The sequence below is a fragment of the Rhodococcus shunpengi genome (assembly GCF_048381395.1).
Classification (GTDB): domain Bacteria; phylum Actinomycetota; class Actinomycetes; order Mycobacteriales; family Mycobacteriaceae; genus Rhodococcus.
Genome location: NZ_JBLWIU010000032.1, coordinates 55,880 through 81,342 on the forward strand (window position 1 = coordinate 55,880; position 25,463 = coordinate 81,342).

General features: G+C 69.5%; 24 protein-coding genes. 11 read left to right on the forward strand and 13 right to left on the reverse strand.

Translation table 11 applies throughout. The features are described 5' to 3' along the window. Positions 1–39 precede the first annotated feature (39 nt). On the reverse strand, positions 40–924 hold the full coding sequence (locus ACNJ7K_RS18745) for an HhH-GPD family protein (protein WP_120281273.1): 885 nt from the start codon (positions 922–924) through the stop codon (positions 40–42). 93 nt (positions 925–1,017) lie between these two features. Here ACNJ7K_RS18745 and ACNJ7K_RS18750 point away from each other — a divergent pair, with 93 nt between their 5' ends. Beyond that, on the forward strand, positions 1,018–1,647 hold the full coding sequence (locus tag ACNJ7K_RS18750) for a carbonic anhydrase (protein ID WP_120281274.1): 630 nt from the start codon (positions 1,018–1,020) through the stop codon (positions 1,645–1,647). A 102-nt stretch (positions 1,648–1,749) separates the two neighbouring features. Next, positions 1,750–2,493, forward strand: a complete 744-nt coding sequence (locus tag ACNJ7K_RS18755) for a hypothetical protein (protein WP_159416828.1) — start codon at positions 1,750–1,752, stop codon at positions 2,491–2,493. A 23-nt stretch (positions 2,494–2,516) separates the two neighbouring features. On the opposite strand, the gene disA is transcribed toward ACNJ7K_RS18755, so the two are convergent. Continuing rightward, positions 2,517–3,599: a DNA integrity scanning diadenylate cyclase DisA gene (disA, locus tag ACNJ7K_RS18760; RefSeq protein WP_120281276.1), complete on the reverse strand. Its 1,083-nt coding sequence runs from the start codon at positions 3,597–3,599 to the stop codon at positions 2,517–2,519. A 93-nt stretch (positions 3,600–3,692) separates the two neighbouring features. On the opposite strand from disA, the gene ACNJ7K_RS18765 reads away from it, so the two are divergent. Beyond that, entirely contained in the window at positions 3,693–4,256 is a 564-nt protein-coding gene (locus ACNJ7K_RS18765; protein ID WP_120281277.1) for a PaaI family thioesterase, read from the forward strand. A 40-nt stretch (positions 4,257–4,296) separates the two neighbouring features. On the opposite strand, the gene dinB is transcribed toward ACNJ7K_RS18765, so the two are convergent. The 3 genes from dinB to ACNJ7K_RS18780 all read right to left on the reverse strand — a co-directional run bounded on the left by dinB (position 4,297) and on the right by ACNJ7K_RS18780 (position 7,701). After that, positions 4,297–5,553: a DNA polymerase IV gene (gene dinB, locus ACNJ7K_RS18770; protein ID WP_487042048.1), complete on the reverse strand. Its 1,257-nt coding sequence runs from the start codon at positions 5,551–5,553 to the stop codon at positions 4,297–4,299. Positions 5,554–5,585: 32 nt separating this feature from the next. Next, positions 5,586–6,977, reverse strand: a complete 1,392-nt coding sequence (gene radA, locus ACNJ7K_RS18775; RefSeq protein ID WP_230788530.1) for a DNA repair protein RadA — start codon at positions 6,975–6,977, stop codon at positions 5,586–5,588. A gap of 91 nt (positions 6,978–7,068) precedes the next feature. Beyond that, positions 7,069–7,701: a copper chaperone PCu(A)C domain-containing protein gene (locus ACNJ7K_RS18780; protein WP_174246944.1), complete on the reverse strand. Its 633-nt coding sequence runs from the start codon at positions 7,699–7,701 to the stop codon at positions 7,069–7,071. Positions 7,702–7,977: 276 nt separating this feature from the next. Here ACNJ7K_RS18780 and carD point away from each other — a divergent pair, with 276 nt between their 5' ends. From carD to ACNJ7K_RS18810, 6 genes are all read left to right on the forward strand, one after another. Continuing rightward, positions 7,978–8,466 (forward strand): RNA polymerase-binding transcription factor CarD, encoded by a 489-nt coding sequence (gene carD, locus ACNJ7K_RS18785; protein WP_006550486.1) that lies wholly within the window; start codon positions 7,978–7,980, stop codon positions 8,464–8,466. 25 nt (positions 8,467–8,491) lie between these two features. After that, positions 8,492–9,199: a 2-C-methyl-D-erythritol 4-phosphate cytidylyltransferase gene (gene ispD, locus ACNJ7K_RS18790; RefSeq protein ID WP_159416827.1), complete on the forward strand. Its 708-nt coding sequence runs from the start codon at positions 8,492–8,494 to the stop codon at positions 9,197–9,199. A 5-nt stretch (positions 9,200–9,204) separates the two neighbouring features. Further along, entirely contained in the window at positions 9,205–9,681 is a 477-nt protein-coding gene (gene ispF, locus ACNJ7K_RS18795) for a 2-C-methyl-D-erythritol 2,4-cyclodiphosphate synthase (protein ID WP_024102859.1), read from the forward strand. An 11-nt stretch (positions 9,682–9,692) separates the two neighbouring features. Continuing rightward, complete coding sequence (gene cysS, locus ACNJ7K_RS18800) at positions 9,693–11,087, forward strand: cysteine--tRNA ligase (protein WP_159416826.1); 1,395 nt, start codon at positions 9,693–9,695, stop codon at positions 11,085–11,087. Then, positions 11,087–12,055, forward strand: coding sequence for a 23S rRNA (guanosine(2251)-2'-O)-methyltransferase RlmB (gene rlmB / locus ACNJ7K_RS18805; RefSeq protein WP_120281283.1), 969 nt, complete (start codon positions 11,087–11,089; stop codon positions 12,053–12,055). Before cysS ends, rlmB begins: the two co-directional genes overlap by 1 nt. Before the next feature lie 122 nt (positions 12,056–12,177). After that, positions 12,178–13,221: an alpha/beta hydrolase gene (locus tag ACNJ7K_RS18810; protein WP_487042049.1), complete on the forward strand. Its 1,044-nt coding sequence runs from the start codon at positions 12,178–12,180 to the stop codon at positions 13,219–13,221. A gap of 31 nt (positions 13,222–13,252) precedes the next feature. Here the strand turns inward: ACNJ7K_RS18810 and ACNJ7K_RS18815 are convergent, their stop codons facing one another. Beyond that, positions 13,253–14,125, reverse strand: coding sequence for a 5-oxoprolinase subunit C family protein (locus ACNJ7K_RS18815; protein ID WP_120281285.1), 873 nt, complete (start codon positions 14,123–14,125; stop codon positions 13,253–13,255). Positions 14,126–14,212: 87 nt separating this feature from the next. Here ACNJ7K_RS18815 and mgtE point away from each other — a divergent pair, with 87 nt between their 5' ends. After that, positions 14,213–15,565 (forward strand): magnesium transporter, encoded by a 1,353-nt coding sequence (gene mgtE / locus ACNJ7K_RS18820; protein ID WP_487042050.1) that lies wholly within the window; start codon positions 14,213–14,215, stop codon positions 15,563–15,565. A gap of 30 nt (positions 15,566–15,595) precedes the next feature. Here mgtE and ACNJ7K_RS18825 read toward each other — a convergent pair whose 3' ends face one another. From ACNJ7K_RS18825 to ACNJ7K_RS18850, 6 genes are all read right to left on the reverse strand, one after another. Further along, entirely contained in the window at positions 15,596–16,204 is a 609-nt protein-coding gene (locus tag ACNJ7K_RS18825; protein WP_230788507.1) for a 5-oxoprolinase subunit B family protein, read from the reverse strand. A 25-nt stretch (positions 16,205–16,229) separates the two neighbouring features. Continuing rightward, positions 16,230–16,988 carry a LamB/YcsF family protein gene (locus tag ACNJ7K_RS18830; RefSeq protein ID WP_230788505.1) on the reverse strand — a complete coding sequence of 253 codons (759 nt, stop codon included), beginning with the start codon at positions 16,986–16,988 and terminating at the stop codon, positions 16,230–16,232. A gap of 19 nt (positions 16,989–17,007) precedes the next feature. Then, positions 17,008–18,609 carry a GMC oxidoreductase gene (locus ACNJ7K_RS18835; protein WP_230788502.1) on the reverse strand — a complete coding sequence of 534 codons (1,602 nt, stop codon included), beginning with the start codon at positions 18,607–18,609 and terminating at the stop codon, positions 17,008–17,010. 102 nt (positions 18,610–18,711) lie between these two features. Continuing rightward, a complete protein-coding gene (locus ACNJ7K_RS18840) occupies positions 18,712–19,596 on the reverse strand; it encodes a metal ABC transporter permease (RefSeq protein WP_159416819.1) in 885 nt (294 codons plus the stop codon). Continuing rightward, positions 19,593–20,456, reverse strand: coding sequence for a metal ABC transporter ATP-binding protein (locus ACNJ7K_RS18845; RefSeq protein ID WP_159416818.1), 864 nt, complete (start codon positions 20,454–20,456; stop codon positions 19,593–19,595). Before ACNJ7K_RS18845 ends, ACNJ7K_RS18840 begins: the two co-directional genes overlap by 4 nt. Before the next feature lie 26 nt (positions 20,457–20,482). Next, complete coding sequence (locus ACNJ7K_RS18850) at positions 20,483–21,553, reverse strand: metal ABC transporter solute-binding protein, Zn/Mn family (protein WP_487042051.1); 1,071 nt, start codon at positions 21,551–21,553, stop codon at positions 20,483–20,485. A 169-nt stretch (positions 21,554–21,722) separates the two neighbouring features. Between ACNJ7K_RS18850 and ACNJ7K_RS18855 the strand changes: the two genes are divergently transcribed. Next, positions 21,723–22,829, forward strand: a complete 1,107-nt coding sequence (locus ACNJ7K_RS18855) for a LacI family DNA-binding transcriptional regulator (protein WP_120281292.1) — start codon at positions 21,723–21,725, stop codon at positions 22,827–22,829. Positions 22,830–22,856: 27 nt separating this feature from the next. Here ACNJ7K_RS18855 and otsB read toward each other — a convergent pair whose 3' ends face one another. Continuing rightward, positions 22,857–25,433 carry a trehalose-phosphatase gene (gene otsB, locus ACNJ7K_RS18860; protein ID WP_487042052.1) on the reverse strand — a complete coding sequence of 859 codons (2,577 nt, stop codon included), beginning with the start codon at positions 25,431–25,433 and terminating at the stop codon, positions 22,857–22,859. Positions 25,434–25,463 lie beyond the last annotated feature (30 nt).

The following is a 25,463-nucleotide window of genomic DNA, read 5'->3' on the forward strand; positions in this document are numbered from 1 at the left end:
CGGCGAGCCGACTCGAGTAGCACTGCCGGTAAGCCGACTCTAGGAGGTCGAGCCCTCGCCGGCGAGTGCGAACCGGCCGTCGTCGGTCTGCTCGACGAGACCGTCCACGAGCAGCGAATGCAGGGCGCGGTCGCGCTGGCCCGGATCCGTGGTCCACACGCTGTCGAGAACGGGTCGCTCCACAGGGACGCTGCTCTCGCGCAGTACCGCCATCAATCGGCCTCGCACCTGCCGGTCGGTGCCGGCGAACTTCTGCACCTTCCGGGGCGGTCCGTCGTGGGCGGGTCGCCCGGCCTGCACCCACGCGCACTCGGGCAGCGGGCAGCGCCCGCAGTCGGGTGTGCGGGCGGTGCACACGGTCGCGCCGAGTTCCATCAGTGCCGCGGAGAAGGTCGCCGCACGCGCACGCTGACGCGGAAGGATCGCCTCGACATCGGCGAGATCCCGCGTGGTCGAGGGGTTTCCGGGTTCCGCCCGGCCGTGGACGGCGCGGGCGACGACACGACGCACGTTCGTGTCCACCACCGGCACACGCTGCCCGTACGCGAAACACGCCACCGCTCGCGCGGTGTATGCGCCGACGCCGGGCAGGGTCAGCAGGACGTCGACGTCCTCGGGAACCCGATCGTCGTGCTCGGCGGCGAGTACGCCGGCGCACTCGTGCAGGCGCAGCGCGCGGCGCGGATAGCCGAGCTTGCCCCACGCCCGCAACACCTCGGCCCGACTCGAGACGGCCATGGCGGACGGCACGGGCCAGCGCTGCACCCACTCCTCCCAGATCGGGGCGACCCGGGCCACCGGCGTCTGCTGCAGCATGACCTCGGACATGAGGATCTGCCAGCCCGTCACCCCGTCGCGGCGCCACGGCAGGTCGCGCGCCTGGGCGGCATACCAGCGCAGCAACGACGGCGCATCCACGGACATCTCGGGTCTCCTCCGGTCACAGGGTCGGGTGTCGGGTTCCATCGAGAAGATGTCGAACGAAATCGGACATGGGTGCAGGTGAATAATGTACGCATGCCGAACTCCAATCCCATCTCCGCCTGGAAAGCCCTGACCGAGGGTAATCATCGTTTCGTCAGCGGCACCCCGCTGCACCCGAGCCAGGGAATCGACCGTCGCGCCGAGCTCGTCAACGGTCAGCATCCCACCGCCGTGCTGTTCGGCTGCGGAGACTCCCGCGTCGCCGCAGAGATCATCTTCGACCAGGGGCTCGGCGACATGTTCGTGGTCCGCACCGCGGGTCACGTCATCGACAGCTCCGTGCTCGGCTCCATCGAGTATGCCGTCGACATCCTCGACGTTCCGCTCATCGTCATCCTCGGCCACGACAGCTGCGGTGCCGTGGCGGCGACCATCGATGCCCTCGACAAGGGCACTGTGCCGGGTGGGCACATCCGCAGTCTCGTCGAGCGTGTCGCTCCGTCGATCCTCATGGGCCGGGCCGAGGGGCTGTCCACCGTCGACGAGCTCGAGGGTCGCCACGTGGTCGAGACGGGCAAGCTGCTCACGGATCGTTCCCGCATCATCGCAGAGCGCATCGCCGACGGCCGCTGCGCCATCGTGGGCGTCACCTACAAGCTCGAGGACGGCAAGGTGAGTCTGCGCGGCCACTTCGGCGACATCGGTGAGGTCTCCGACAACTGAAGACGTGTGCACCTGCCGGTCACAACGATGTGACCGCAGGTCACAGCGACACGCCGACGGCGGTGTAGCCGTGCGCCCCCCGCGGCACATACCGTGGGGGGCGTGCTAGAACCGACCGGTCCTCTGCCCCCCGAGATCTACTGGCGACGACGCATTCTCGCGATCGGAGTCTCGGTGGTCGTGCTGGCTCTGGTCATCTGGCTCGTAGTGGCGCTGACCGGCGGCGAGGACCCCGATCAGAATCCCGAACCCGCAGCAGCGGAGGTGACGACCTCCGCCACCACGACGGCGGCCGATGCGTCCGCCGACGCGGCATCCGCGAGCACCACCCGGAGCGGTGAATCCTCGGGTTCGTCCGGATCGGGTGGAGCGGAGGGATCGGCCTCGGACGACGCGGACGAGGACGACACGTCCACGTCCGCCACCACCTCCGCTGCTCCGGTTCCGCCGGGGCAGTGCTCCGATCAGTCGCTCGCCGTGCGGGTGACGGCGGACGAGCCGAACTACCGGATCGGCTCCGAACCCGATTTCACGATCGTCATCACCAACATCGGCACATCGCAGTGCGAACGCGACCTCGGTGCGGGCCTGCAGCAGGTGCTCGTCTACAGCCTCGACGGCAACGAGCGGCTCTGGGCCAACACCGACTGCTTCCCCGAATCGACCGCCGACATCCGGTCGCTCGCTCCGGGCGACCAGGCGGCCTATTCCGTCAAGTGGTCGGCGACGACCTCCGAGCCCGGCTGCCAGGCGCCGCGCGAACCGGTCGGCCCCGGCGCATACACCGTGGTCGGGCAGCTCGGCGGCCTGCGCAGCGTGCCCGAGCCGTTCAACATCACGCCCTGATCTGCTGCTCGTCCGAGCGCTGTTCAGTCGTAGTGGTTGATCGCGGCTTCGGCGAGGCGCGACAGTCCCTCGCGGATGTACCGGGCCCACAGGGCGCCGACCCCGTCGACCGCCTGGAGATCGGCAGCGGTGGCCGCGAGCAGGCCCTGCAGCGTGCCGAACGCACCCACGAGCCGGTTGATCTGCCGGGTCTGCAGGCGCGGCACCCGATGGAGCACGCGATAGCCGCGCGGGCTCATCGAGGTGTCGAGGGCCTCGATGGTGCCCGAATAGCCGAAGGCGCGGGCAAGGCTGGTCAGATCGAGCAGGTCGACGTCGGTCAGGTGTGCGAGACGCTCGAGAGCCTGCTCGACCTCCTGCTGGGTGGGGACGTGCTCGCCCGCAAGGTAGTCGCGCACGATGAGCTGCCGGGCGAGCTGGTTGTCGCCGACGAGTTCTTCGAGCTGGAGGGCCAGCTGGCGACCGTCGGTCCCGAGTTCGAGCACGTCCTGCTCGATCTCCACGGACAGGCGGTGCATCATCTCGAGCCGCTGCGCCACGGTGAGCGCATCGCGCAGCGTGACGATGTCCTCGATCTCGACCACGGACAACTGCCGGGTCACCTCGTCGAGGCGGGCCTTGTAGCGCTCGAGTGTCGCGACGGCCTGGTTGGCCCGCGACAGGATGGTCGCGGAGTCGTTGATGACGTGGCGGCGACCGTCGACGTACACGCTGACGATGCTCATCGACTGGCTGACCGAGACCACCGGATATCCGGTCTGGATCGCGGTACGTTCCGCGGCGCGGTGCCGGGTACCGGACTCCACGGTGGGAATGCTCGGATCGGGGACGAGCTGCACGTTGGCACGCACGATGCGCGAACCGTCGGTGGACACGACCACGGCGCCGTCCATCTTCGACAGCTCCCGGAGCCGGGTGGGGGCGAACTCGACGTCGAGTTCGAAGCCCCCGTCGCACAGCTCGGCGACCGTGTCGTCGAAACCGAGGACGATCAGGCCGCCCGTCCGGCCACGGAGGATACGTTCGAGACCGTCGCGTAATGCGGTGCCGGGCGCCAGACGAGCGATGGTGTCGCTCAGCGTCGATGCCGGCGCCGACTCGGTCATCTGGACTTCCTTCCCCTGTGCGGTCTGCGGTCGTCGTCACAATGCGCGGACTCCCTGATCGGCGCCCCGACCGCGCAACTACATTACTTGCTCATGCGCAGCACCTGGACTCTGCCCGACGACCTCGTCGTTCCCGATCTGCCGGAAGATCATCCCGGCCCGGGTGCGCCGGTACCGCAGCACTGGAACAAGTGCTTCGGGTGTGGTGACGACCAGCCCCACGGTCTCGCGATGGAGTTCACCGTCGGCGAGGGTCTCGAGGTGCTCGGCCGTCTCGACGTCGCCACGCGCTACCAGGGCGGACCGGGATTCATCCACGGCGGCATCCTCATGACGGCCTTCGACGAGGTACAGGGAATGGCGTGCAACGCCGCCCTGCGGACCGCCGTCGTCACCGGGCACTTCGAGACGGACTTCGCTCGTCCCATCCCGCTGGGTTCGGTGCTCGAGTTCCGCGCCCGTGTCGACGGCACGGTGCGGCGCAAGGTCTACACCAGCGCGGAGGCACGCATTGTCGACGGTCCGCTGGCCGACCCGGACGTCGTGGTGGCGTCGTCGGTCGGGCTGTTCGTCGTCGTCGGACACGAGCACTTCGCGAAGGGTCGCGACTACGCCGACGGCATCCCGCAGAGCGAGCACGACATCTCCGCTGTCTGAGATCTCTGTCGGTCAAGCTTTCTTGTTCAGGCTTTGTTGTTCAGGCCTCAGGGGCGTCGGGGAGCAACGGAACACCCGGCCGGTGGTCGCGTCCGAGCAATGCCGCGGACGTGACCGCGCCCGCGCCGTAGCGGGAGTGCAGATCGTCCAGGACGGCATCGAGGGCATGCCGGGCGACGGCGCGGTGCTGCGTTCGCATGTCTCCGGTACCGTCCCCGGCGGCCTCGACCGGCTCGTCGAACGGCAGCTCGAGTTGTTCGACGCCTTCGCCGACGAGATTCGTCACCGCGATCCCGATGAGGGTGAGGCCGCGCTCGGCGATGAGCGGCCGGGTCTGCTCGAGCAGGTCGCGCGCCGCCGCCGACAGCAGATCGGTGCGTGCGGTGGCCCCGGGCAGCGTGTGCGAGCGGGTCGCGCGGTTGTAGTCGGCGAAGCGCATCCGCAGGACCACCGTGCGGCCGAGGCGTCCGGCCCGGCGCATCCGCCGGCCCACGCGGTCGACGAGCAGTTGCAGCGTCTCGCCGACCGACTCGACGCTGTGCGGCCCGCGGCCGAGCGCGTGCTGCGCGCCCATCGAACTGCGCCGCCGATGCCGGACCGGACGCGGATCGTGGCCGATCGCGAGCGCGTGCAGGTGGCGTCCCGCCGCGCGTCCGAGGAGCGAGACGAGATCGGACTCGGAATGGGCGGCGACATCGGCCACGGTTCGTAGACCGTGTGCGTGCAACTTCGCCGCCGTCACCTTACCGACGCCCCACAACCGCTCCACCGGCAACGGATGGAGGAACTCGAGTTCGGCGTGCGGAGGAACGAGGAGCATGCCGTCGGGCTTGGCCACCCCGCTCGCGACCTTGGCGAGGAACTTGGTGCGTGCGATCCCGACGGTGATCGGCAGCCCCACCTCCTCGACGACCGTGCAGCGCAGACGTGCGGCGATATCGACGGGTCTGCCGGCGATGCGCCCGAGACCGGAGACGTCGAGGAACGCCTCGTCGATGGAGATCCCCTCCACGATCGGTGTGGTGCGATCGAAGATCGCGAACACGTCGCGGGACGCCTGCGCATAGGCCTCCATGCGGGGAGGCACCGAGGTCAGTCCCGGGCACAGGGCGTGGGCGGCCCGGCCCGACATCGCGGTGACGATGCCGTAGGCCTTGGCCTCGTAGCTCGCCGCGAGCACGACGCCCCCACCCACTACGATCGGTTTGCCGCGCAGCCACGGATCGTCGCGCTGCTCCACCGACGCGTAGAACGCGTCGAGATCGGCGTGCAGCACCGTCGCATCGGACACGAACACATGTTCGCACCGACCACCGACATCTCGGCAGGTCAGCGCGTGAGCGTCGACAGTGCCTGGGCCACGTTGGACACCTCGAACTTCTTCATGCCCTTCGGCATTCCCTCGACATCGCGCGGGACCACCCCGCGGTCGAAGCCGAGCCGGTTCGCCTCCGCGAGCCGACGACCCGCACCGACGACACGACGGACCTCCCCGGCGAGACCGACCTCGCCGAGCAACACGGTGCCGGCCGGGACGGGCTGGTCGCGCACGGCCGAGGCGACAGCGAGCGCGAGCGCGAGGTCGGCGGACGGATCGGTGATTCGCATACCGCCGACGGTGGAGGCGTAGACGTCGCAGTTGCCGAGCCGGCCGAGCCCGCAGCGACGCTCGAGCACCGCGAGCACCATCGCCACCCGCGCCGAGTCGAGACCGCTCACGGCGCGTCGCGGTGACGGATTGTGCGTGGGCACCACGAGCGCCTGGACCTCACCGAGGAGCGGGCGTTTGCCGTCCATCGTGACCGTGACGGCGGTGCCGGGCACGGCCTCGTCGCGGTGCTGCAGGAACAATCCCGACGGGTCGCTGACGCCGACGATCCCGTCCTCGGCGAGTTCGAAGCAGCCCACCTCGTCGGCGGCCCCGAACCGGTTCTTCACCCCGCGCACCATGCGCAGCGTGGAGTGCTTGTCGCCTTCGAAGTGCAGCACCACGTCGACGAGGTGCTCGAGGGAACGCGGACCGGCGACCGCGCCGTCCTTGGTGACGTGGCCGATGAGCAGCACCGGGATGCCGCTGGACTTCGCGAGGGAGGTCAGGGCGCTGGTGACTGCGCGGACCTGCGTGACACCGCCGGTGACGCCGTCGACGTCGGCGGCGAGCATCGTCTGGACGGAGTCGACGACCAGCAGCGTGGGTTCGACCTGCTCGACGTGTCCGAAGATCGTCGCGAGGTCGTTCTCGGCGGCGAGGTAGACCCGGTCGTGCACGGCGCCGGTGCGGTCGGCGCGCAAACGCACCTGACCGGCCGACTCCTCGCCGGTGACGTAGAGCGCGCGATCGGCTTCGCCACGCAACGCCCAGCGGTGCACCACCTCGAGGAGCAGTGTGGACTTGCCGACACCGGGTTCGCCGGCGAGCAGGACGACCGAACCGGGGACGACACCGCCACCGAGGACGCGGTCGAGCTCGGGGATGCCCGTGGGCTTCGCGTGGGTGGACTTGCCGTCGATCTGCGACAGCGGGATGGCCGGGGTGCTCGGTAGTACGGCGGCGGCACCGGCGCGGGCGAGCGAGGTACCCGACCGCGAGGCGACCGCGACCGGCTGGACGGGTGCTTCGTCCATCGACCCCCACGTTCCGCATTCGGGACAGCGCCCGACCCACTTCGCGACGGTGTGCGAGCAGTCGGAACAGCGGTAGAGGGTCTTGGTCTTTGCCACGGCCGGAGGATAGACGGTCGCACCGACATCGGACCGGATGCGAAAGGGCCCGGCCGAGCTGTGCTCGACCGGGCCCTTTCGCAGGAAAGTCCTAGTGTGCTTCTCCCACGATCGGCGAGAGCTCCGACTCGTCGCGGGGGAGCTCCGGGCCGGCATCGATCGGCACGGACAGGGTCACGTCGCCGGCCTCGGCGAACGTGAAGGTCACGGGGATGGTCAGGCCCGGGCGGACACCCTCGGAGAGGTTCACGAGCTCGACGTTGTTGACGACTTCTGCCGGAGCCGGGGAGGGGGTCTCCTCGGTGCTGTTCGGACGCGGCGACTCGTCGACCTCCTCGACGAGGGCGGCGTTCTCCTCGGAGACACCGGCGACCACGGAGGACTGCGGCGGAATCTCGAGGCGGGCACCGGTGACCGAGGCTGCGAAATCGGTGGAGATACCGGTGAGCTGATCGCCGACGTACGGGTCGAGGTTGACGATCGTGAAGCCGAGCTGGGCGGTGCCGCCGGGCTCGATGCTGTACTCCTCGGAGTCCGGGTAGATCACGTGCACGTTGCGCAGCGCGAGACTGCCGGCGTCCACGTTGGAACCGTTGATGGCCGCGACCTGGGTCGAGGTCTGGGTGATCTGACCGGCGCTGCACGCGGACATCGTGAGCGCCGCTCCCGCGGCAAGGGCGAGAGCGGTCACGACTCGGCGAGTCGGCGCTTTGAGAGCAGTCACGGGTTCCTCCACTCGAGTAAGGCTCGCAATCCACTAGGCAGAGTAGTAGTTCCCGTGTGCGCTGTGTACGTCGGGGCCGAATGTCGTGCGGATTCGCGCGCGGAAGACAAGATCGACAGGCGCCGACGGGCGGGTGTGTCGGAGGTCACCCGATACACGGAAGGAACTGCCTGTCAAGCCCTACGCTCAGTGCTCGGTGCCCCTGACCTGCACCGTTGACGGGAGGGTGATGTGGTCACGTGTTAAACTGGGAGAATCGAAAGGGGCACGGGACACATGATTTTCAAGGTCGGAGACACCGTCGTATACCCCCATCACGGTGCGGCGCTGATCGAAGCAATCGAAACACGCACCATCAAGGGTGAGCAGAAGGAATATCTGGTTCTGAAAGTCGCGCAGGGCGACCTGACGGTCCGGGTACCTGCAGAGAACGCGGAGTACGTCGGAGTGCGCGACGTCGTCGGGCAGGAAGGCCTCGACAAGGTTTTCCAGGTGCTGCGCGCACCCCACACGGAAGAACCCACCAACTGGTCACGGCGGTACAAGGCCAACCTCGAGAAGCTGGCCTCCGGCGATGTCAACAAGGTCGCAGAAGTTGTGCGCGACCTGTGGCGCCGGGAGCAGGACCGCGGCCTGTCCGCAGGTGAGAAGCGGATGCTCGCCAAGGCACGTCAGATCCTCGTCGGTGAGCTCGCGCTCGCCGAGGGCACCGACGACGTCAAGGCGGAGACCATGCTCGACGAGGTTCTCGCCGCCGCTTCCTGACGCGCGAGACATCGGCAAACTGCACATGAGCGATCGCAACGGGCCGGTCGTCGGAATCATTCCGGCGGCCGGCCGCGGTGTTCGCCTGGGGGAACCACTGCCCAAGGCGTTCGTGGAACTGGACGGCCGCACGATGCTCGACCGCTCGGTCGAGGCGATGCTCTCCTCGGCGGTCATCGATCGAGTGGTGATCGTGGCGCCACCCGAACTGGCGGCCACGCCCGCGGACCGGCTCGTCGGCGGGTCGTTCGCCGACCGGGTCACCGTGGTGGCGGGCGGAGCCGAGCGTGCCGACTCGGTGCGCGCCGGTCTCGCCGCGGCATCGGGAGCGCGTTTCGTGCTCGTCCACGACGCCGCGCGTGCGCTGACCCCGGCCGATCTGTTCGTCCGGGTCGTCGACGCGTTGCGGGCCGGCAGCGACGCGGTGATCCCCGTCCTGCCTGTCGTCGACACCATCAAGAGTGTCGACGCCGGCGGGACCGTCACGGGCACTCCCGACCGGTCGACCCTCCGCGCGGTGCAGACGCCGCAGGGATTCGACGTCGAATTGCTCGAGCGGGCCAACCGCGACGCCGCCGACGCGACCGACGACGCGGGACTCGTCGAGCGGCTGGGGGAGCGGATCACCACCGTCGTCGGAGACCCTCTCGCTTTCAAGATCACCACCCCGCTGGACCTGGTGTTGGCACGAACCGTGCTCGCGTCCGGCGTCCGCACCGAGAAGGAGATGTGAGCATCGTGCGTGTCGGCATCGGAACGGACGTGCATCCCGTGGAGGCCGGACGGCCGTGCTGGATGGCCGGTCTGCTGTTCGAGGACGCCGACGGGTGCGCGGGTCACTCCGACGGGGACGTCGCTGCGCACGCGCTGTGCGATGCGGTGCTCTCGGCCGCCGGTCTCGGCGACCTCGGATCGGTCTTCGGCACGGGCCGACCCGAGATGGCCGGCGCGTCCGGTGTCGCCATGCTCGGCGAGGTACGTCGACTGCTCGACGACGCCGGCTGGGTGGTGGGCAATGCGGCTGTCCAGGTGATCGGGAACCGCCCGAAGATCGGGCCGCGGCGCGAGGAGGCGCAGGCGGTGCTGTCCGAGGCGCTCGGCGGTCCGGTCTCCGTGTCGGCGACCACCACGGACGGACTCGGGCTCACCGGTCGGGGAGAAGGTGTGGCCGCGGTTGCGACCGCACTGGTCCTGGCCCAGCAGGACGAGCGGTAGGATCGACGGTCGTGACCTTGCGCTTATACGACACCGAATCGCGGGCCGTGCGGGATTTCGAACCGCTGGTCCCCGGCCAGGCCTCGGTGTACCTGTGTGGGGCCACCGTCCAAGGCGAACCCCATATCGGGCACGTACGCAGCGGCGTTGCGTTCGACGTGCTCCGCCGGTGGCTCGCTACCAAGAGTCTCGATGTCTTGTTTGTGAGAAATGTCACAGACATCGAAGACAAGATCCTCCGCAAGGCCGCCGAGGCAGGTCGGCCGTGGTGGGAGTGGGCCGCGACCTACGAGCGGGCCTTCAACCGCGCCTACGACGCGCTCGGTGTGCTTCCACCCTCGGTGGAACCTCGCGCGACCGGCCACATCACGCAGATGGTCGAACTCATCCAGCGCCTCATCGACGCCGGGCACGCCTACGCGGCCGACGGCGACGTCTACTTCGACGTACTGAGCTACCCCGAATACGGTGCCCTCTCCGGACACCGCATCGAGGACGTCCACCAGGGCGAGAGCGCCGGACTCGGCAAGCGCGACCCCCGCGACTTCACGCTGTGGAAGGCCGAGAAACCCGGTGAGCCCTCGTGGCCCACCCCGTGGGGACGCGGCCGCCCCGGCTGGCATCTCGAGTGCTCCGCGATGGCGGGCTTCTATCTCGGCGGCACCTTCGACATCCACTGCGGAGGAATGGACCTCGTCTTCCCGCACCACGAGAACGAGATGGCCCAGTCCCGCGCCGCCGGCGACGGCTTCGCCCGCTACTGGCTGCACAACGGCTGGGTGACGATGGGCGGCGAGAAGATGTCGAAGTCGCTCGGCAACGTGCTGTCGATCCCCAACGTGCTCGCCCGCGTCCGGCCGCAGGAACTGCGTTACTACCTCGGCAGCGCCCACTACCGTTCGATGCTCGAATACTCCGACGACGCGCTCGCCGAAGCGGCCGCCGCGTACCGGGGACTCGAGTCGTTCGTGCTCAAGACCCGCGACCGCGCGGGTGAGGTGCCCGTGGGCGAGTGGACCGAGGCCTTCGCCGAGGCGCTCGACGACGACCTCGGTGTCCCCAAGGCGCTCGCGGAGATCCACCGTAAGCGCAGCGAGGGCAACAAGGCGCTCGACAACGGCGATCTCGACACGGCCGTGCAGATCGCCTCGCAGGTCCGGAGCATGCTCGACATCCTCGGTGTCGACCCGCTCGACGAGCACTGGTGCTCCACCGACGACTCCGGATCGGCCGCACTCGCGGCACTCGACGTGCTGGTCGGCGCGGATCTCGAACGCCGCACGACCGCCCGGGCCGAGAAGAACTGGGCGGTGGCCGACGAGGTGCGGGACCGCCTCGCAGCCGCGGGGGTCGAAGTGACCGATACGCCCAACGGACCCGAGTGGTCTCTGAAAGCAGGACAGTGATGGCAGGCAATTCTCAGCGTCGCGGCGCTATTCGTAAGGGCGGCACGAAGAAGGGTCAGGTCGTCGGGTCCGGCGGACAGCGGCGACGCGGGCTCGAAGCGCGTGGCGCCACCCCCAAGGCCGAGGACCGGCCCTACCACCCCGCCGCACGGCGCGCCCGGGCCGCGGCCAAGGCCGCCGACCCGCGCGGCGGCGGTCGTCGTCCCGCGGCCGGTCGCAAGGCCGAGGACGGGCCCGAGATGGTGCTCGGCCGCAACCCGGTCGTCGAGTGCCTGCGTGCCGGTGTGCCCGCGACCGCTCTGTACGTCGCCCTCGGCGCCGAGGCCGACGAGCGGCTCAAGGAAGCCGTGCAGCGCTCGGCCGAGATGGGCATCTCGATCCTCGAGGTCTCGCGTTCCGAGCTCGACCGGATGTCGTCGAACGGGATGCACCAGGGCATCGGTCTGCAGGTGCCGCCGTACCGCTACGCGCACCCCGACGACCTGCTCGCGCGCGCCGCGGAGAACCACGAGCGTCCGCTGCTCGTGGCTCTCGACAACATCTCCGATCCGCGTAATCTCGGCGCGGTGATCCGCTCGGTCGCGGCCTTCGGCGGGCACGGTGTGGTCATCCCGCAGCGCCGCTCCGCGTCGGTGACTGCCGTGGCGTGGCGCACGAGCGCCGGCGCCGCAGCGCGACTGCCCGTCGCGCGTGCCACCAACCTCACCCGCACGCTCAAGGACTGGCAGTCCCGCGGTGTCCGCGTCGTCGGTCTCGATGCCGGTGGCGACACCAGCCTCGACGATTTCGACGGTACCGATCCCGTCGTCGTAGTCGTGGGGTCGGAGGGCAAGGGGCTCTCACGCCTGGTGCGGGAGACCTGCGACGCTGTTCTCTCCATTCCGATGGCCGGAGACGTCGAGTCGCTCAACGCCTCCGTCGCGGCGGGCGTGGTGCTCGCCGACATCGCGCGGCAGCGCCGCGTTTGACAAGACTGCACCGCAGTCGGGTCTGACAAGACTGCACCGCAGTCGGGTCTGACAAGACTGCACCGCAGTCGGGCCTGATCGAGTCGGTCCGATTCGCGGTCGCGAGGGCCTAGTCTGTCCTCGTGGTCGCATCCCTGCCGTTCCGTACGAAGGTGTTCGCCTTCCTCGAACGCTTCGCCAACAAGTCCATCGCCGACGCCTCCGTCGACGAGATCCCGGCACGTCGTGCTGCACGCGCGAAGCTGCTGTCGTCCCCGGTCGGCCGGTTGATCTCGGGCCGGACGCATCCCGGCGTGCGGATCGAGGACCGATGGGTCGATCTCGAGCACGAGGTGATCGACGATCTCGCCACCGAGGGCTCCCCGGTCCGGACCCGTCTGCGGATCTACCGGCCCTCGGCGCGGACGAACGGTCCGCTGCCGGTCGTGCTTCTGTTCCACGGCGGCGGGTGGGTGCTCGGCAATCCGGAGCAGAACGAGTGGTGGGCGAGCCACACCGCCGCGCGGACCCCGAGCGTCGTGGTGTCGGTGGACTACCGGCTCGCCCCCGAACACCCCTATCCGGCAGCGGTCCTGGACTGCTGGGCGGCGTTCCGGTGGGTCCTCGCACACGCTGCGGAACTCGGCGGTGATCCGTCCCGCGTCGTGGTCGCCGGCGACAGTGCCGGAGGCAACCTCGCTGCGGTCGTCGCCGATGTGGCCGGACGCTCGGGTGGTCCGTTGCCGGTCGGCCAGGTGCTGATCTATCCGGCGACGGAGATGGAGGAGGAGTTCCCGTCGGAGCGGCAGTTCGCGAACGCTCCCGTGCTCACCTCCCGCGGTATGCGGGCGTTCGTGCGCCTGTATCTGGCCGGCGCCGATCCGTATGCGCCGACCGCGGCTCCGCTGCGCGGCACGCTCGCCGGTGCCGCAGTACCGGCCCTCGTCCAGATTGCGGGGCACGACCCGTTGCGCGACAACGCCGTTCGATACGCCGAAGCATTGCGGGCCAAGGGCGGCGACGTCACGGAGATCGACTATCCCGACACCGTGCACGGCTATCTCAGCTTGCCCGGCATCTCGCCACCCGCGCCACGGGCACTCGACGAGACGATCACCTTCGTACGGCGGGTGACGGCCGCCGACCCGACCGACGAGGACGACGCATCCGTGCGGTCGCGCGCCTGACGGTCACCCGGCTGCGGTCACCTCGCAACGATCAGCGCACCGGCACGAACCGCACCCGCTGTCCGGGACGCAGTTGCGCCGCGACCGGCAGATCGGCGGCGACCGCCACCGCGGCCACCGGATAGCCGCCCGTGACGGGATGGTCGACGAGGAACAGCACCGGATGCCCGTCCGGCGGTATCTGCAGCGAGCCGGGAACCATGCCCTCGCTGGGCATCTCCTCGTGCCGTGCCCGGTGCAGTCGGCCGGGACCGTGGAACCTGATGCCCACCCGGTCGAGTTCCGGTGTCACCGTCCATGTCTCGTGGAACAGCGCCCGCAGTGATCCGGGCGTGAACCAGTCGTCGCGCGGACCGGGTCGTACCCGGATCTCCACGGGGTCGTCGATCGGCGGCGGTGGTGGGAACTGCTCCTCGTCGGGCAGGTGACCCGACATCGCCCCGACGAGCAGACTGTCGCCGGCGCGAACGGGTGACGGGCCTGTGTGCGACAGGGTGTCGGTGGATCTGCTGCCGAGCACCTCCGGCACGTCGATGCCGCCGCGTACCGCGAGGTAGGTCCGCAGGCCTTCGTTCGGGATGCCGATCCGCAGCACGTCGTCGTTGCGGAGGGTGATGCGCGCCCAGTCGCCGACCGGCCGGTCGCACACGGTCACGTCGGCGCGGGCGCCGGTCACGGCCACGATCGTCTCGCCGACGCTGCGGACGGCGAGACCACCGCCGGTCACCTCGAGTGTCGCCGCGTCCGGTTGGTTCCCCACGAGCCGGTTCGCGGCGTCGTGTGCGCGCCGGTCGGCGGCACCGGACCGGGTGAGGCCCGAGGAGCCGTAACCGGGACGTCCGCGATCCTGGACCGTCGTGAGCATTCCGCCGGAGAGCACCTCGAACCACGCCACGATGTTCATTCTCACCCACCGGCTTCGATCGCACGGCCCGACTCCGGCCGAACGATCGCGTTAGGTTGAAGATCATCGAGGACGGAGGTGACGATCATGGACGAAGCAGACGTCCGGGCAGCGACGACGCGACTGATCGAGAAGGCCGTGGAGGCCGACGACCTTCCGGCCGCGCACGACGCCGTCGCGGATCTGAGCGTCGAACAGGTCGTCGACGTGCTCGAACGGCTCGGCCGGACGGGCCGCGCGGTGCTCTACCGGCTGTTGCCCAAGGACCGGGCGATCGACGTCTTCGAACAGCTCGACCCGAGCATGCAGAGCGAACTGCTCCGCGGGCTGCGCGACGACCAGGTGGCCGCGATCTTCGCCGACCTCGAACCCGACGACCGGGTGGAGCTGCTCGACGAACTGCCCGCCACGGTCGCATCGACCCTCATGCGCGGCCTGCCGCCCGCCGACCGCGAGGCGACCGCCGCGATCCTCGGCTATCCGCAGCGGGCGATCGGCCGGCGGATGAGCCCGGCCTTCGTGTCGTTGCGGCAGGACATGACCGTGGAGCAGGCGATGGACGTCGTGCGTCGTCGGCTCGACGACGCGGAGACGGTGTACACGCTGCCGGTGGTGGACGACGGTCGTGTGCTCGTCGGAGTGGTCGGTCTGCGCGAGCTGATGAGTGCGGCGCCGGGAACAGCGCTCGCCGACATCATGAGCGAGCCCTACTGGGCGCGCGTGACCGACGACGCCGAGGAGTCCGCGCGCCGCTGCGCCGAACTCAAACTGCTGGCGTTGATCGTCGTCGACAGCGAGACCAGGTTGGTGGGCATCCTGACCGTCGACGACGCCCTGCGGATCCTCGAGGCCGCCGACAGCGAGGACCAGGCGCGCATCGGCGGTACCGAGCCGCTGCGCCGCCCCTATCTCGCGACACCCGTCGGGCAGTTGGTGCGCTCGCGGGTGGTGTGGTTGCTGGTCCTGGCCCTCGGCGCGACCCTCACGGTTCAGGTCCTCGAAGTGTTCGAGTCGACCCTCGATCAGGTGGTCACCCTGGCCCTGTTCGTGCCGCTGATCATCGGCACCGGGGGCAACACCGGAAACCAGGCCGCCACCACGGTCACCCGTGCATTGGCGCTCGACGACGTGACGCCACGCGACATCGGCGGGGTGATCGCCCGCGAGCTCCGAGTGGGTCTGTCCCTCGGTGTCCTGCTGGGCTCGGTCGCGTTCGTCCTGACGTCCCTGGTCTACGACTCGTCGGTGGGTGCGGTGATCGGGCTGACGCTGGTGAGCATCTGCACTCTCGCCGCCACGGTCGGTGGTGCGATGCCGTTGGTGGCCAAATCGATTCGCGCCGACCCCGCAGTCTTCTCCAATCCGTTCATCACGACCTTCGTGGACGCGACCGGCCTGGTGATCTACTTCCTCGTCGCGAAGGCCGTGCTCGGTATCTGAGCGCAACGGCGCAGTGGATCCGAGGACGGATCAGATCGCGACGAAGCGCACCGTACACCCCGGCCGCAGCAGCGCCGCAGGGGTCCGATCCGGTTGCCACAGCGGGGCATCGGAGGTTCCGATGAGCTGCCATCCTCCGGGCGACTTCCGTGGGTAGACGCCCGAGAATTCGCCCGCCAGTCCCACGGCGCCGGACGGGACGGAGGTGCGCGGCGAACTACGGCGCGGCACGTGCAATCGCGAATCCCCGCCGGTGAGATACGCGAAGCCGGGCGCGAACCCGCCGAAGGCGACCGTCCAGAGGGTTCCGGTGTGGGCGGCGATCACGCCGTCCGCACCGAGGCCCGTCAACTCGCCGACCTCCTCGAGATCGGCCCCGTCGTACCGGACTTCGAGCGTCACCTCCTCGACGTCGACCTCGTCCCCGGACGCCGGTGGGGTGGTGGTGACCCATTTGTGCACGACCTGCAGGCCGGTCTCCGACGGATCGAAGCACACCAGCAGTGTCCGCGCCGCCGGCACGAGATCGACGACGCCACGCGGCCGCTCGCGGTCGAGTGCCCGGAAGTGGGCGAGAACCTCGTCGAGGGAATCGAATTCGGCGAGCAGTGCGCTGTCTCCGGCACGAAGGATTCTCATCGGTGGACCTCGCGGTGTCGGGCGTTCACACGAACGCCCGGATGTCGATCTTCTCGGCGTCGAGGCGACGGCGCACGGCGACGGCCATCGCCGTGGCGTCGGGGGAGTCGCCGTGGATGCACACCGACTGCGCGTTCACGAGTACGTCGCTGCCGTCGACCGCGGTGACCACCCCCTCGGTGACCATGCGCAGGACCCGCTCGGCGACCTCGTCCGGATCGTGCAGTACCGCACCGGGTTCGCGCCGGGAGACGAGCGTGCCCTCGGGGGTGTAGGCGCGGTCGGCGAACGCCTCGGTGACCACCCTCAGCCCGGCCCGTTCGGCCTCCTCGAGGAAGACGGAGTCGGGTAGTCCGAGGACGGGCAGCGAGGCGTCGTAGGCGCGCACCGCATCCACGACCGCGCGGGCCTGTTCGCGGTGATGGGCGATCGCGTTGTACAGCGCGCCGTGGGGTTTGACGTAGCTCACCGACGAACCGGCCGCCCGGGCGAGACCGTCGAGCGCGCCGATCTGGTAGATGATCTCGGCGGTGAGATCCGCCGACGGCACCTCGATGAACCGGCGGCCGAAACCGCCGATGTCGTTGTAGCCGACCTGGGCGCCGATTCGTACCGCGCGCTTCGCTGCGCCGTGGCAGGTGCTCAGCAGTGTCGCCGGGTCGCCGGCGTGGAATCCGCACGCCACGTTGGCGCTGGTGACGATGTCGAGCATGGTCTCGTCGTCGCCGAGGCGCCACCGGCCGTAGCTCTCACCGAGGTCGCTGTTGAGGTCGATGCGGGTCACGACCCGAGTCTATGCCCGCTCAGAAGACCGTTCCGACGTCGCGGACGACGATGTCGTCGAGGGCGCGTTCGACGACCGCGGCGATCGTCATCGACGGGTTGCACGCGGCGGTGTTGCCCGGCATGAGGGCGCCGTCGAGCACGTACAGCCCGCGCTGGCCGAAGACCCGGCCCTCGAGATCGCACACCGTGCCCATGCTCGCGCCGCCGAGCGGATGCCAGGTCGACGGGACGATCGAGTTGGTGTCGGTCAGGATGCTGCGTTCGCCGGCGATGCGGCGCACTGTGGGGTCGATGTGGCCCGTCTGCAACACCGAGTCCCCTTCGTGCGGCCAGCGCAGGACGGCGTCGTCGCGAGCGGCGTCGTAGACGAAGTGCCCGCGACCCTCACTGACGCCGTAGCCCACCAGTACGGTGCTGCGCATGTCGATCCCGTAGAAGCCGGGAATGGAGGCCTGGATGACGGTGTACGCGGAGTCAGGGTCGTCCCAGTTCTTGCTGCCGTAGACGACGGGACCGCCCTGCACCGCGCCGAACTCCTCCTCGAGGTTCGTCCAGAGGTAGATGCGGTCGGCGTTCGAACCCCAGCCCTGTCCGACGTCGTCGGGCAGGTCGGAGATCAGATCCTTCGCGGCGGCCTTCATCAGCAGCCGGGTGGTGTTCATGGTGCCCGCGGACAGCACCAGCGCGTCGGTGGTGAGGATCTTGTTCTCGACGACGGCACCGGAGGTGTCGATGTGATTCACGTGCACCGTCCACCGGCCGTCCTCGGCACGTTCGATGTCGGTGACCTCGTGCTGCGTCGCGACGGTGACCAGACCGGTGGCCTCGGCCTCCGCGATGTAGGTGACGTCGACGGAGTGCTTGCCGCCGTTGTTGACACCCATCGCGCCCGAACCGTCGGTGTAGGCCGGGGCCATCTCGCCGCGGAGTTCGGCGAGCGCGTAGTCCCAGTCGATCGGCATCGGGATCTTGTCGATCGGGAAACCCGCCTTCCGCGCACGGTCGGCGAAGATGCGCGAGGTCGCGTAGTTGGGGCTGGCGACGAGTTCGTCCGGTGCGACGGCGAGGCGCAGCATCTGCGCGACGCGCGGGTAGTGGACGCGGTCCATGCGTGCCCAGTCGAGTTCGTTCGGGAAGTGGGCGTTGAACACCGCTTCGTCGGGTTGCAGCGTCATGCCCTGGTAGACGAGCGACCCGCCGCCGACACCGGCGGCGCACAGGGCCGTCATGTTCTCTCCCACGCACGCCTCGACCAGACCGGTGTAGGGCTCGAAGGCGAGGTGGCGACCGAACACCTCGGGGTTCGACCGGTGCCACAGGAACCGCTTGTCGGGGTTGTCGACGCGGGGGAAGGTGTTCGCGTTCGGCCCGGTGGGCCACCGGATGCCGCGCTCGAGCATGTGCACGCGCACGCCGGCCTGGGCCAGGCGCAGGGCGGTCACACCACCGCCGAAACCGGTGCCGATGACGACCACCCGGTGTTCCTCGTGGGTGAGCGGCACGTTGTTCACGCGGGCGGGGATGCCGGGCACCGCGTGGGCACCGGCGGTGCCGGTGAGGGCGAGTCCGGCGGCCGCGGCCGCTCCGGTCAGGAAGGAACGACGCGTGACGTGCTGCACTCTCTACCCCCGATGTCTGTGACGTCCCGTTACCGGAACAACCTCGGGAAACTAGGCGGACATCGAGGAGCGCGTCAAGATCACGTCCCGATGGGCCGTGGGTCAGGCAGTTGCGGCGACCCGCCCGGAACCACGCCGGTTGCGGGCGGTGCCGATCGCGCGGCAGATCATGTAGATGGCGAACGCGATCGTCGTGATGAACGCCGAAACCGGCACGCCCGGCGCCAGTGCGAGCAGGATGCCGCCGACCGCCGAGATCTCCGCGAAGACCACAGACAGCACTGTGGCGGCGAGCGGCCCGCTGACCACCCGGGCCGCCGCGGCGGCCGGGGTGATGAGCAGTGCCATCACCAGCAGCGCGCCGACGATCTGCACACCGAGTGCGGCGGTGACACCGACGAGCACCGCGAACACGATCGACAATGCGCGCACCGGGACGCCGCGTGCAGCCGCGACCTCCGGGTCGGTGCTGGCGAACAGCAGCGGACGGTAGATCACCAGCAGCGTGAGGATCACGACGGCAGCGCACGCGGCGAGCAGGACGATGCCGGTACCGCCGGGTGCCACGATCTGACCGGTGAGCAGCGAGAAGGCGGCACCGGTGCGTCCGTCGTAGGCCCACAGCAGCAGGACGGCGAGGCCGAGACCGAAGGCCATCACCACGCCGATGACGGAGTCGCGTTCGCGGGCACGTGTCCCCAGGACCCCGAAGAGGATCGCGGCGATCACGGCGCCCGCGACCGCACCGATTCCGACGGAGACCCCGATGATGAGCGCCGCCGCGGCACCGGTGAGCGACAGTTCGGAGGTGCCGTGGACGGAGAACGCCATCTGACGGCTGATGATCAGCGGGCCGATCACGCCGGCGAGCAGACCGAGGATCGCACCGGCGACGAGCGCCTGCTGCACGAAGTCGTACTGCAGGAGTTCGACGGTGGTCTCCACGTCGAACATCCGCCCGAGGGCGTCGGTGAACTTGCTGCTCATTCGTGATCCTCGTGATCGTGGTGGACGCCTTCCCCGGGGCGCAGTCCGCCGGCGCTGCCGAGTGCGTCGATGGCGTCGCCGGTGCCGACGACCACCAGGCGGCCGCGCATCTCGAGCACCTCGACGTCGGTGCGGTAGAGCTCGGAGAGCACCTGCGAGGTCATCACCTCGGCGGGGGTGCCGATGCGGAACTGGCCGTCGACGAGGTACAGCACGCGATCCACCAGCGGCAGGATCGGATTGATCTCGTGGGTGACGAACAGGACGGAGGTGTCGTGGTCGCGGCGGCGCCGGTCGATGAGCGCCGACACCAGGTGCTGGTTGGCGAGATCGAGACTGAGCAGCGGCTCGTCGCACAGGAGTACGCGCGGATCTCCCACGAGCGCCTGCGCGATGCGCAGCCGCTGCTGCTCACCACCGGAGAGCGTGCCGATCGGGGCTCCGGCATAGGTCTCTGCGCCGACCTGGGTGATCGCGTCGTCGACCGCGACGCGGCGCTTCCGGCGCGTGCGCAGGCCGGTGCCCCAGCGATGTCCGTCCATGCCGAGGCCCACGAGATCGCGTCCCCGCAGCGGGACGCCCTCGTCGAGGGACTTCTGCTGCGGCACGTATCCGACGTGCGAGTTCCCGGTCCGGACGGGCTGCCCGGCGATCGTCGCGGTTCCGGAGGTGAGCGGGAGTTGACCGAGCAGCACCTTGAGCAGCGACGTCTTTCCGGCACCGTTCGGTCCGAGCACCGCCAGGAACTCGCCGGGTTCGACGACGAGGTCGAGTGCGTCCCAGAGGACCCGATCGCCGAATGCCAGCCGGGCATCGCGGAGTTCGACGGTGGGCGTGCGGTCGGATGGAGGAGGTGTCACCGGGGTCCGTGTTCTCGATCGGATGGTCAGGAGGCGGTCTCGAGCGCGGCGGCGAGGGTCTCGGCGGTCCGGGCCTGCCACTGAATGTAGTCGACACCTTCGGGCAGGGTTTCGAAAACCTCGACCACGGGGACGCCCGACGACTCTGCTGCCGTGCGCATCTCGCGGCTGATCCGGTCCTCGGTCTGCGGGTTGTAGAGCAGGACGCGAACCTGCTTGTCGACCAACAACTGCCGTGTGGCTGCGATCGCCGCCGGGGACGGATCGGTGCCGTTCTCGATGGCGTCGGTGAAGTCCGGGGGAGTGACGTCGTCGAGCGTCGCGGCCGAGACGAGGTAGTGGCCGATGGTCTCGGTCTGGGCGACGGGTGCGTCGCCGTGCGTGTCGGCGAGCTTGTCGACGACATCCGCGACGTAGTGCAGGTTCTCGTGGAAGGCCGCGGCGTTGGCCTCGTAGACGGCGGCACCGTCCGGGTCGAGTTCGGCGAGTTGTTCGGCGACGGCGTGCGCGACGGCGTCGGCGGTCGCGAGGTCGTACCAGACGTGCTCGTTGATGCCGCCGTGGTCGTGACCCTCGTGCGAGTGCCCGTCGCCGGCGACATCGGCGTCGGACACCTCACCGCTCTCGTGTGAGTGGTCCTCGGAAACGGTTGTCTCCGAGCCGCTCTCGATGGCGTCGTCGGTGCCGTCCTCGTCGCCGTGATCGTGTCCGGCGTGCAGGTCCGAGTACGCGCCGGATTCGAACAGGGCGAAGGCCTCCACGACCGCAGGCTTGTCCCCGGTGGCGCCGAGGATGTCGTCGACGAAGTGGTCGTAGCCACCGCCGTTGTAGACGACGAGCGAGGCGTCGGAGATCGCCGCGGCGTCGAGGGGGCTGGCCTCGTAGGAGTGCGGGTCGGCGCTCGGTTCGGTGATGAGCGAGCGGACCTCGATGCGATCTCCGGCCACGGCCTGCGCGATCGACCCCCACACGTTCGTGGAGGCGACGACGCTGATCTCGTCGTCGTCGGCGCCGGAGGTATCGGTGCCGCACGCGGCGAGGGTGGTCGCGCAGGCTACGGCGGCGGCTGCGAGGGCCGTGCGGGAGGACAGTCGCACAGTTCTTCTCCTGAGGATCGGCGGTCTTCGACGAACGGGGTCCGGAACGACCGAGCGACCGACCCAAACGTTATTGGTAACCGTTACCGTTCCACTTTAGCGGACGACGCGGAGCCCTCCTACCATCCCTGGGTGGTCGTGACCACGGACACAGGACTACGGTCCTCTCATGTCCAGGTCTCGTCAGCCGCGCCGACAGGCGACCCTGGCGTCGATTGCCGCCGAGTTGAAGATCTCCCGCACCACGGTCTCGAACGCGTACAACCGCCCCGACCAGTTGTCCGCCGAGCTACGCGAACGTGTCCTCGAAGTCGCCAAACGACGCGGATATGCAGGCCCGGATCCGATGGCGCGGTCGCTGCGCACCCGCAAGGCAGGAGCCGTGGGGGTCCTGCTCACCGAAGCGTTGAGCTATTCCTTCCGGGATCCCGCCGCCATGAGTTTCCTGTCGGGACTGTCCGAGGCCTGCGAAGCGGCCGGACAGGGACTGCTGCTCATCCCCGCCGGACCGGGCCGGACCGACGACGAGGCCGCACAGGTCGTGCACCGCTCGTCCGTCGACGGGTTCGTCGTCTACTCGGTCCCCGCCGAGGACCCCTACCTCGCGGCCGTGCTCGAACGGCACCTCCCGGTCGTCGCGTGCGACCAGCCGCGCGGTCTCGAGAACACCCCGGTGGTGGGCATCGACGACCGGCGGGCGATGCGCGATCTCGCCGCCCACCTCATCGAACTCGGCCACCGGCAGATCGGCATGTTGTCGATGCGCCTCGGCCGCGAACGGCACGACGGGGTCGTCGACCTGTCGACCCTCGAATCCGGCGCCTTCCACGTGCAGCGCGAACGCATCCGCGGCGTCCAGGACGCCATGAGCGCCGCAGGTCTGGCCCCCGGATCGCTCACCGTCGTCGAGCGCTACACCCACACCGCGGAGGACGGCCTGTCCGCCGCGGCGCAGATCATGCGCGTCAACCCGCGGATCACCGCGCTCGTGTGCACCACCGACGTGCTCGCGCTCGGCGCTCTCGCCTGGGCCAATCAGATGGGCCTCGACGTGCCCGGGCACCTGTCGATCACCGGTTTCGACGGCATCGACGAAGCGATCCGCGAAGGTCTCACGACCGTGCGGCAACCGCAGAAGGACAAGGGGCGGCGCGCCGGCGAACTGCTCCTCGCCGCCCCCTCGCACTCCGGTGTGCCCGCGCTCGAGACCCTGGGGACCCAGCTGTGGTTCGGTGCCAGCTCGGGTCGGGTCGAGAGCGAGTGGTACGCCGAGTGACCGAGCGGTCCCGGCTGGGACCGTAGCTCAGCGGTCCCGGTCGCCCATGGCCTTCGCGCCCGACAGCAGCTGCGCACAGCGCAGCAGACCGATGTGGCTGTACGCCTGCGGGTGGTTGCCCAGCGCACGCTCCGCGACGGGGTCGTACTCCTCGCTGAGCAGGCCGGTCGGTCCGGCCGCCGCGACCAGCTGCGCGAACAGCGCCTCGGCGTCGTTGCGCTGCCCGACCAGCAGGTAGGCCGCGACCAGCCACGCCGCGCACAGGTGGAAGCCACCTTCGGCGCCCGGCAGGCCGTCGTCGCTGTGATAGCGGTAGACGGTCGCGCCGCTGCGCAACTCCCGTTCGGTGGCCTGCACGGTCGCCCGGAACCGCTCGTCCTGCGGGTCGACGAGTCCGGTGAGGCCGATGAACAGGGTGGCCGCGTCGAGATCGGTGCCGTCGTAGGCCGAGGTGAACGACTGAACCTCGTCGTTCCAGCCCTTCTCGGTGACCTCCTCGGCGATTTCGTCGCGCAGCGCTGCCCAGCCCTCGCCGGCGGTTCGGCCGAACTTCTCGGCGAGCGTCAGCGCCCGGTCGACGGTCAGCCACCCCATGACCTTCGAGTACACGTGGTGACGGGGCGCGTGGCGGATTTCCCAGATGCCGTGGTCCGGCTCGAACCAGCGCCGTTCGACCGCGGTGACCATCGAGCAGACGAGTTCCCAGTCGCGGTCGGTGAGGGCCCGGTCGTGGGGCACGCCGAGTGCCTCGCGGCTGTGCGCGAGATCGGAGATCAGGTCGACGATCGGGCCGAAGACGTCGAGCTGCACCTGCTGGTTCGCCGCATTGCCGACCCGCACGGGCCGCGAACCGGCGTATCCGGGAAGCGAGTCGATCACGGCCTCGGGCGGGAGCGGTCCGCCGGCGAGCGTGTACAGCGGGTGCAGGCGTTCGGGGCCGGGCACCGTCTCGAGGACGCGGTGGACCCAGTCGAGATAGTTCTCGGCCTCCTCGAGCGATCCGACCCGCACGAGCGCCTGCGCCGTGAGCGCGGCGTCGCGCAGCCAGCAGTAGCGGTAGTCCCAGTTGCGGACACCGCCGATCTCCTCGGGGAGCGAGGTGGTCGCTGCGGCGAGGATCGATCCCGTCGGTCCGTGGACCAGTCCGCGCAGGGTGAGCGCCGAACGCTTCATGAGATCGGGCTTGAGCGGCGGCAGCTCGAGGCGGGACGCCCACGTGTGCCAGTAGGCCTCGGACTGTGCCCGGCGCTCGACCTCCGGCGCAGAGTGCTCGTCGAGATCATCAGTACCACAACGGAGTTCGAGGATGATGTCGTTCTCGGTGGGATCGACCACGGCGTGGGCCGTCTGGTGCACCCCGTCGGTCGTGATGTCCCACCGCACACCGGGGGAGCGAAGGACGTAGGGCTCGTTGAAGCCCATCACGCGGATGCCGTCGTCCTCGACCTCGAGGGTGACCTGGCCCTGCCCGAACTCCGGTCGCGGCGCGAAGGTCACCACCGCGCTCGCGCGCCCGGTGATCACGCGGGTCAGGTCGGTGCGACCGGCCTCGACATCGTGCGGGAGGTAGTCGATCACCGCGAGCGACGCCCACCGGGTCACCACCGTCATCGTCGAGTCGACGTAGCGCTGGCTGAGAGGCAGTGCCTGGCGGGTCGGACCGATGGTGAAATGACCCGCGGCGTCGCCGCCGAGGAGATGGGCGAACACCGCCGCGGAATCGGGTTCGGGGTGGCACAGCCAGGTGATCGTGCCGTCGGGGGTCACGAGCGCCTTCGAGCGGGGGCTCGCGAGCATCGTCAGACGTTCGATCGGCGCGACATGGGCACCGGACAGCCACGTGCGACGTTCCTCGAGCAGGAACGCGAGCGCGGCGATGACCTCTTCGCTGGTGCGGACGCGGTACTCGGCGGCGGTGTCGCCGTCGCCGATCTTCACACCGACGTCCGGCCCCTGCAGTGAGCGGAAGGCCTTCTCGTCGGTCACGTCGTCGCCGAAGAAGACCGCTGCGGTGGCAGCTTCCTGGTGCCGGATGACGTCGAGTGCCTTGCCCTTGTCGGTGGGCACCACGGACAACTCGATCACGGCCTTGCCCTCGGTGACCTGCACGCCCGGCCGGAGTGCGAGGTCGTTCCGTACGAGGTCGAGGGCCTGCTCGGCATCGGCGGGAGCGGCGTTGCGCACGTGCAGCGCGGCGCTCGCGGGCTTGGCCTCCACCCGCACGCCGTCGAACCGGGATGCCACCGAGTGCAGTCCCTCGACGATCGTGGCGAGGAGGTCCCTGGCGTCGGGATCGATCTCGTGCACGAATCCGATGTCGAACTCGGAGCCGTGGCTGCCGACGAGTTTGACCTCGACCGGCAAACGCGACAGAGCGGCGAGATCCTTGAGAGCGCGTCCCGAGATGACGGCAGCGGCCGTCGACGGCAGAGCGGCGAGGCCCCGCAGCGCCCGCACCGCATCGTCGTGCGGGTAGGCCTTCTCGGGGTCGCTCACGATAGGGGAGATGGTGCCGTCGTAGTCGGTTGCCACGAGCAGACGAGGCGTCCGCGCGACAGCCACCAGAGCACGTCGAAGGTCAATCGGAAGATCGTGGGCACTCACCTGATCCACGTTAGGTCAGAGTGGGGCACG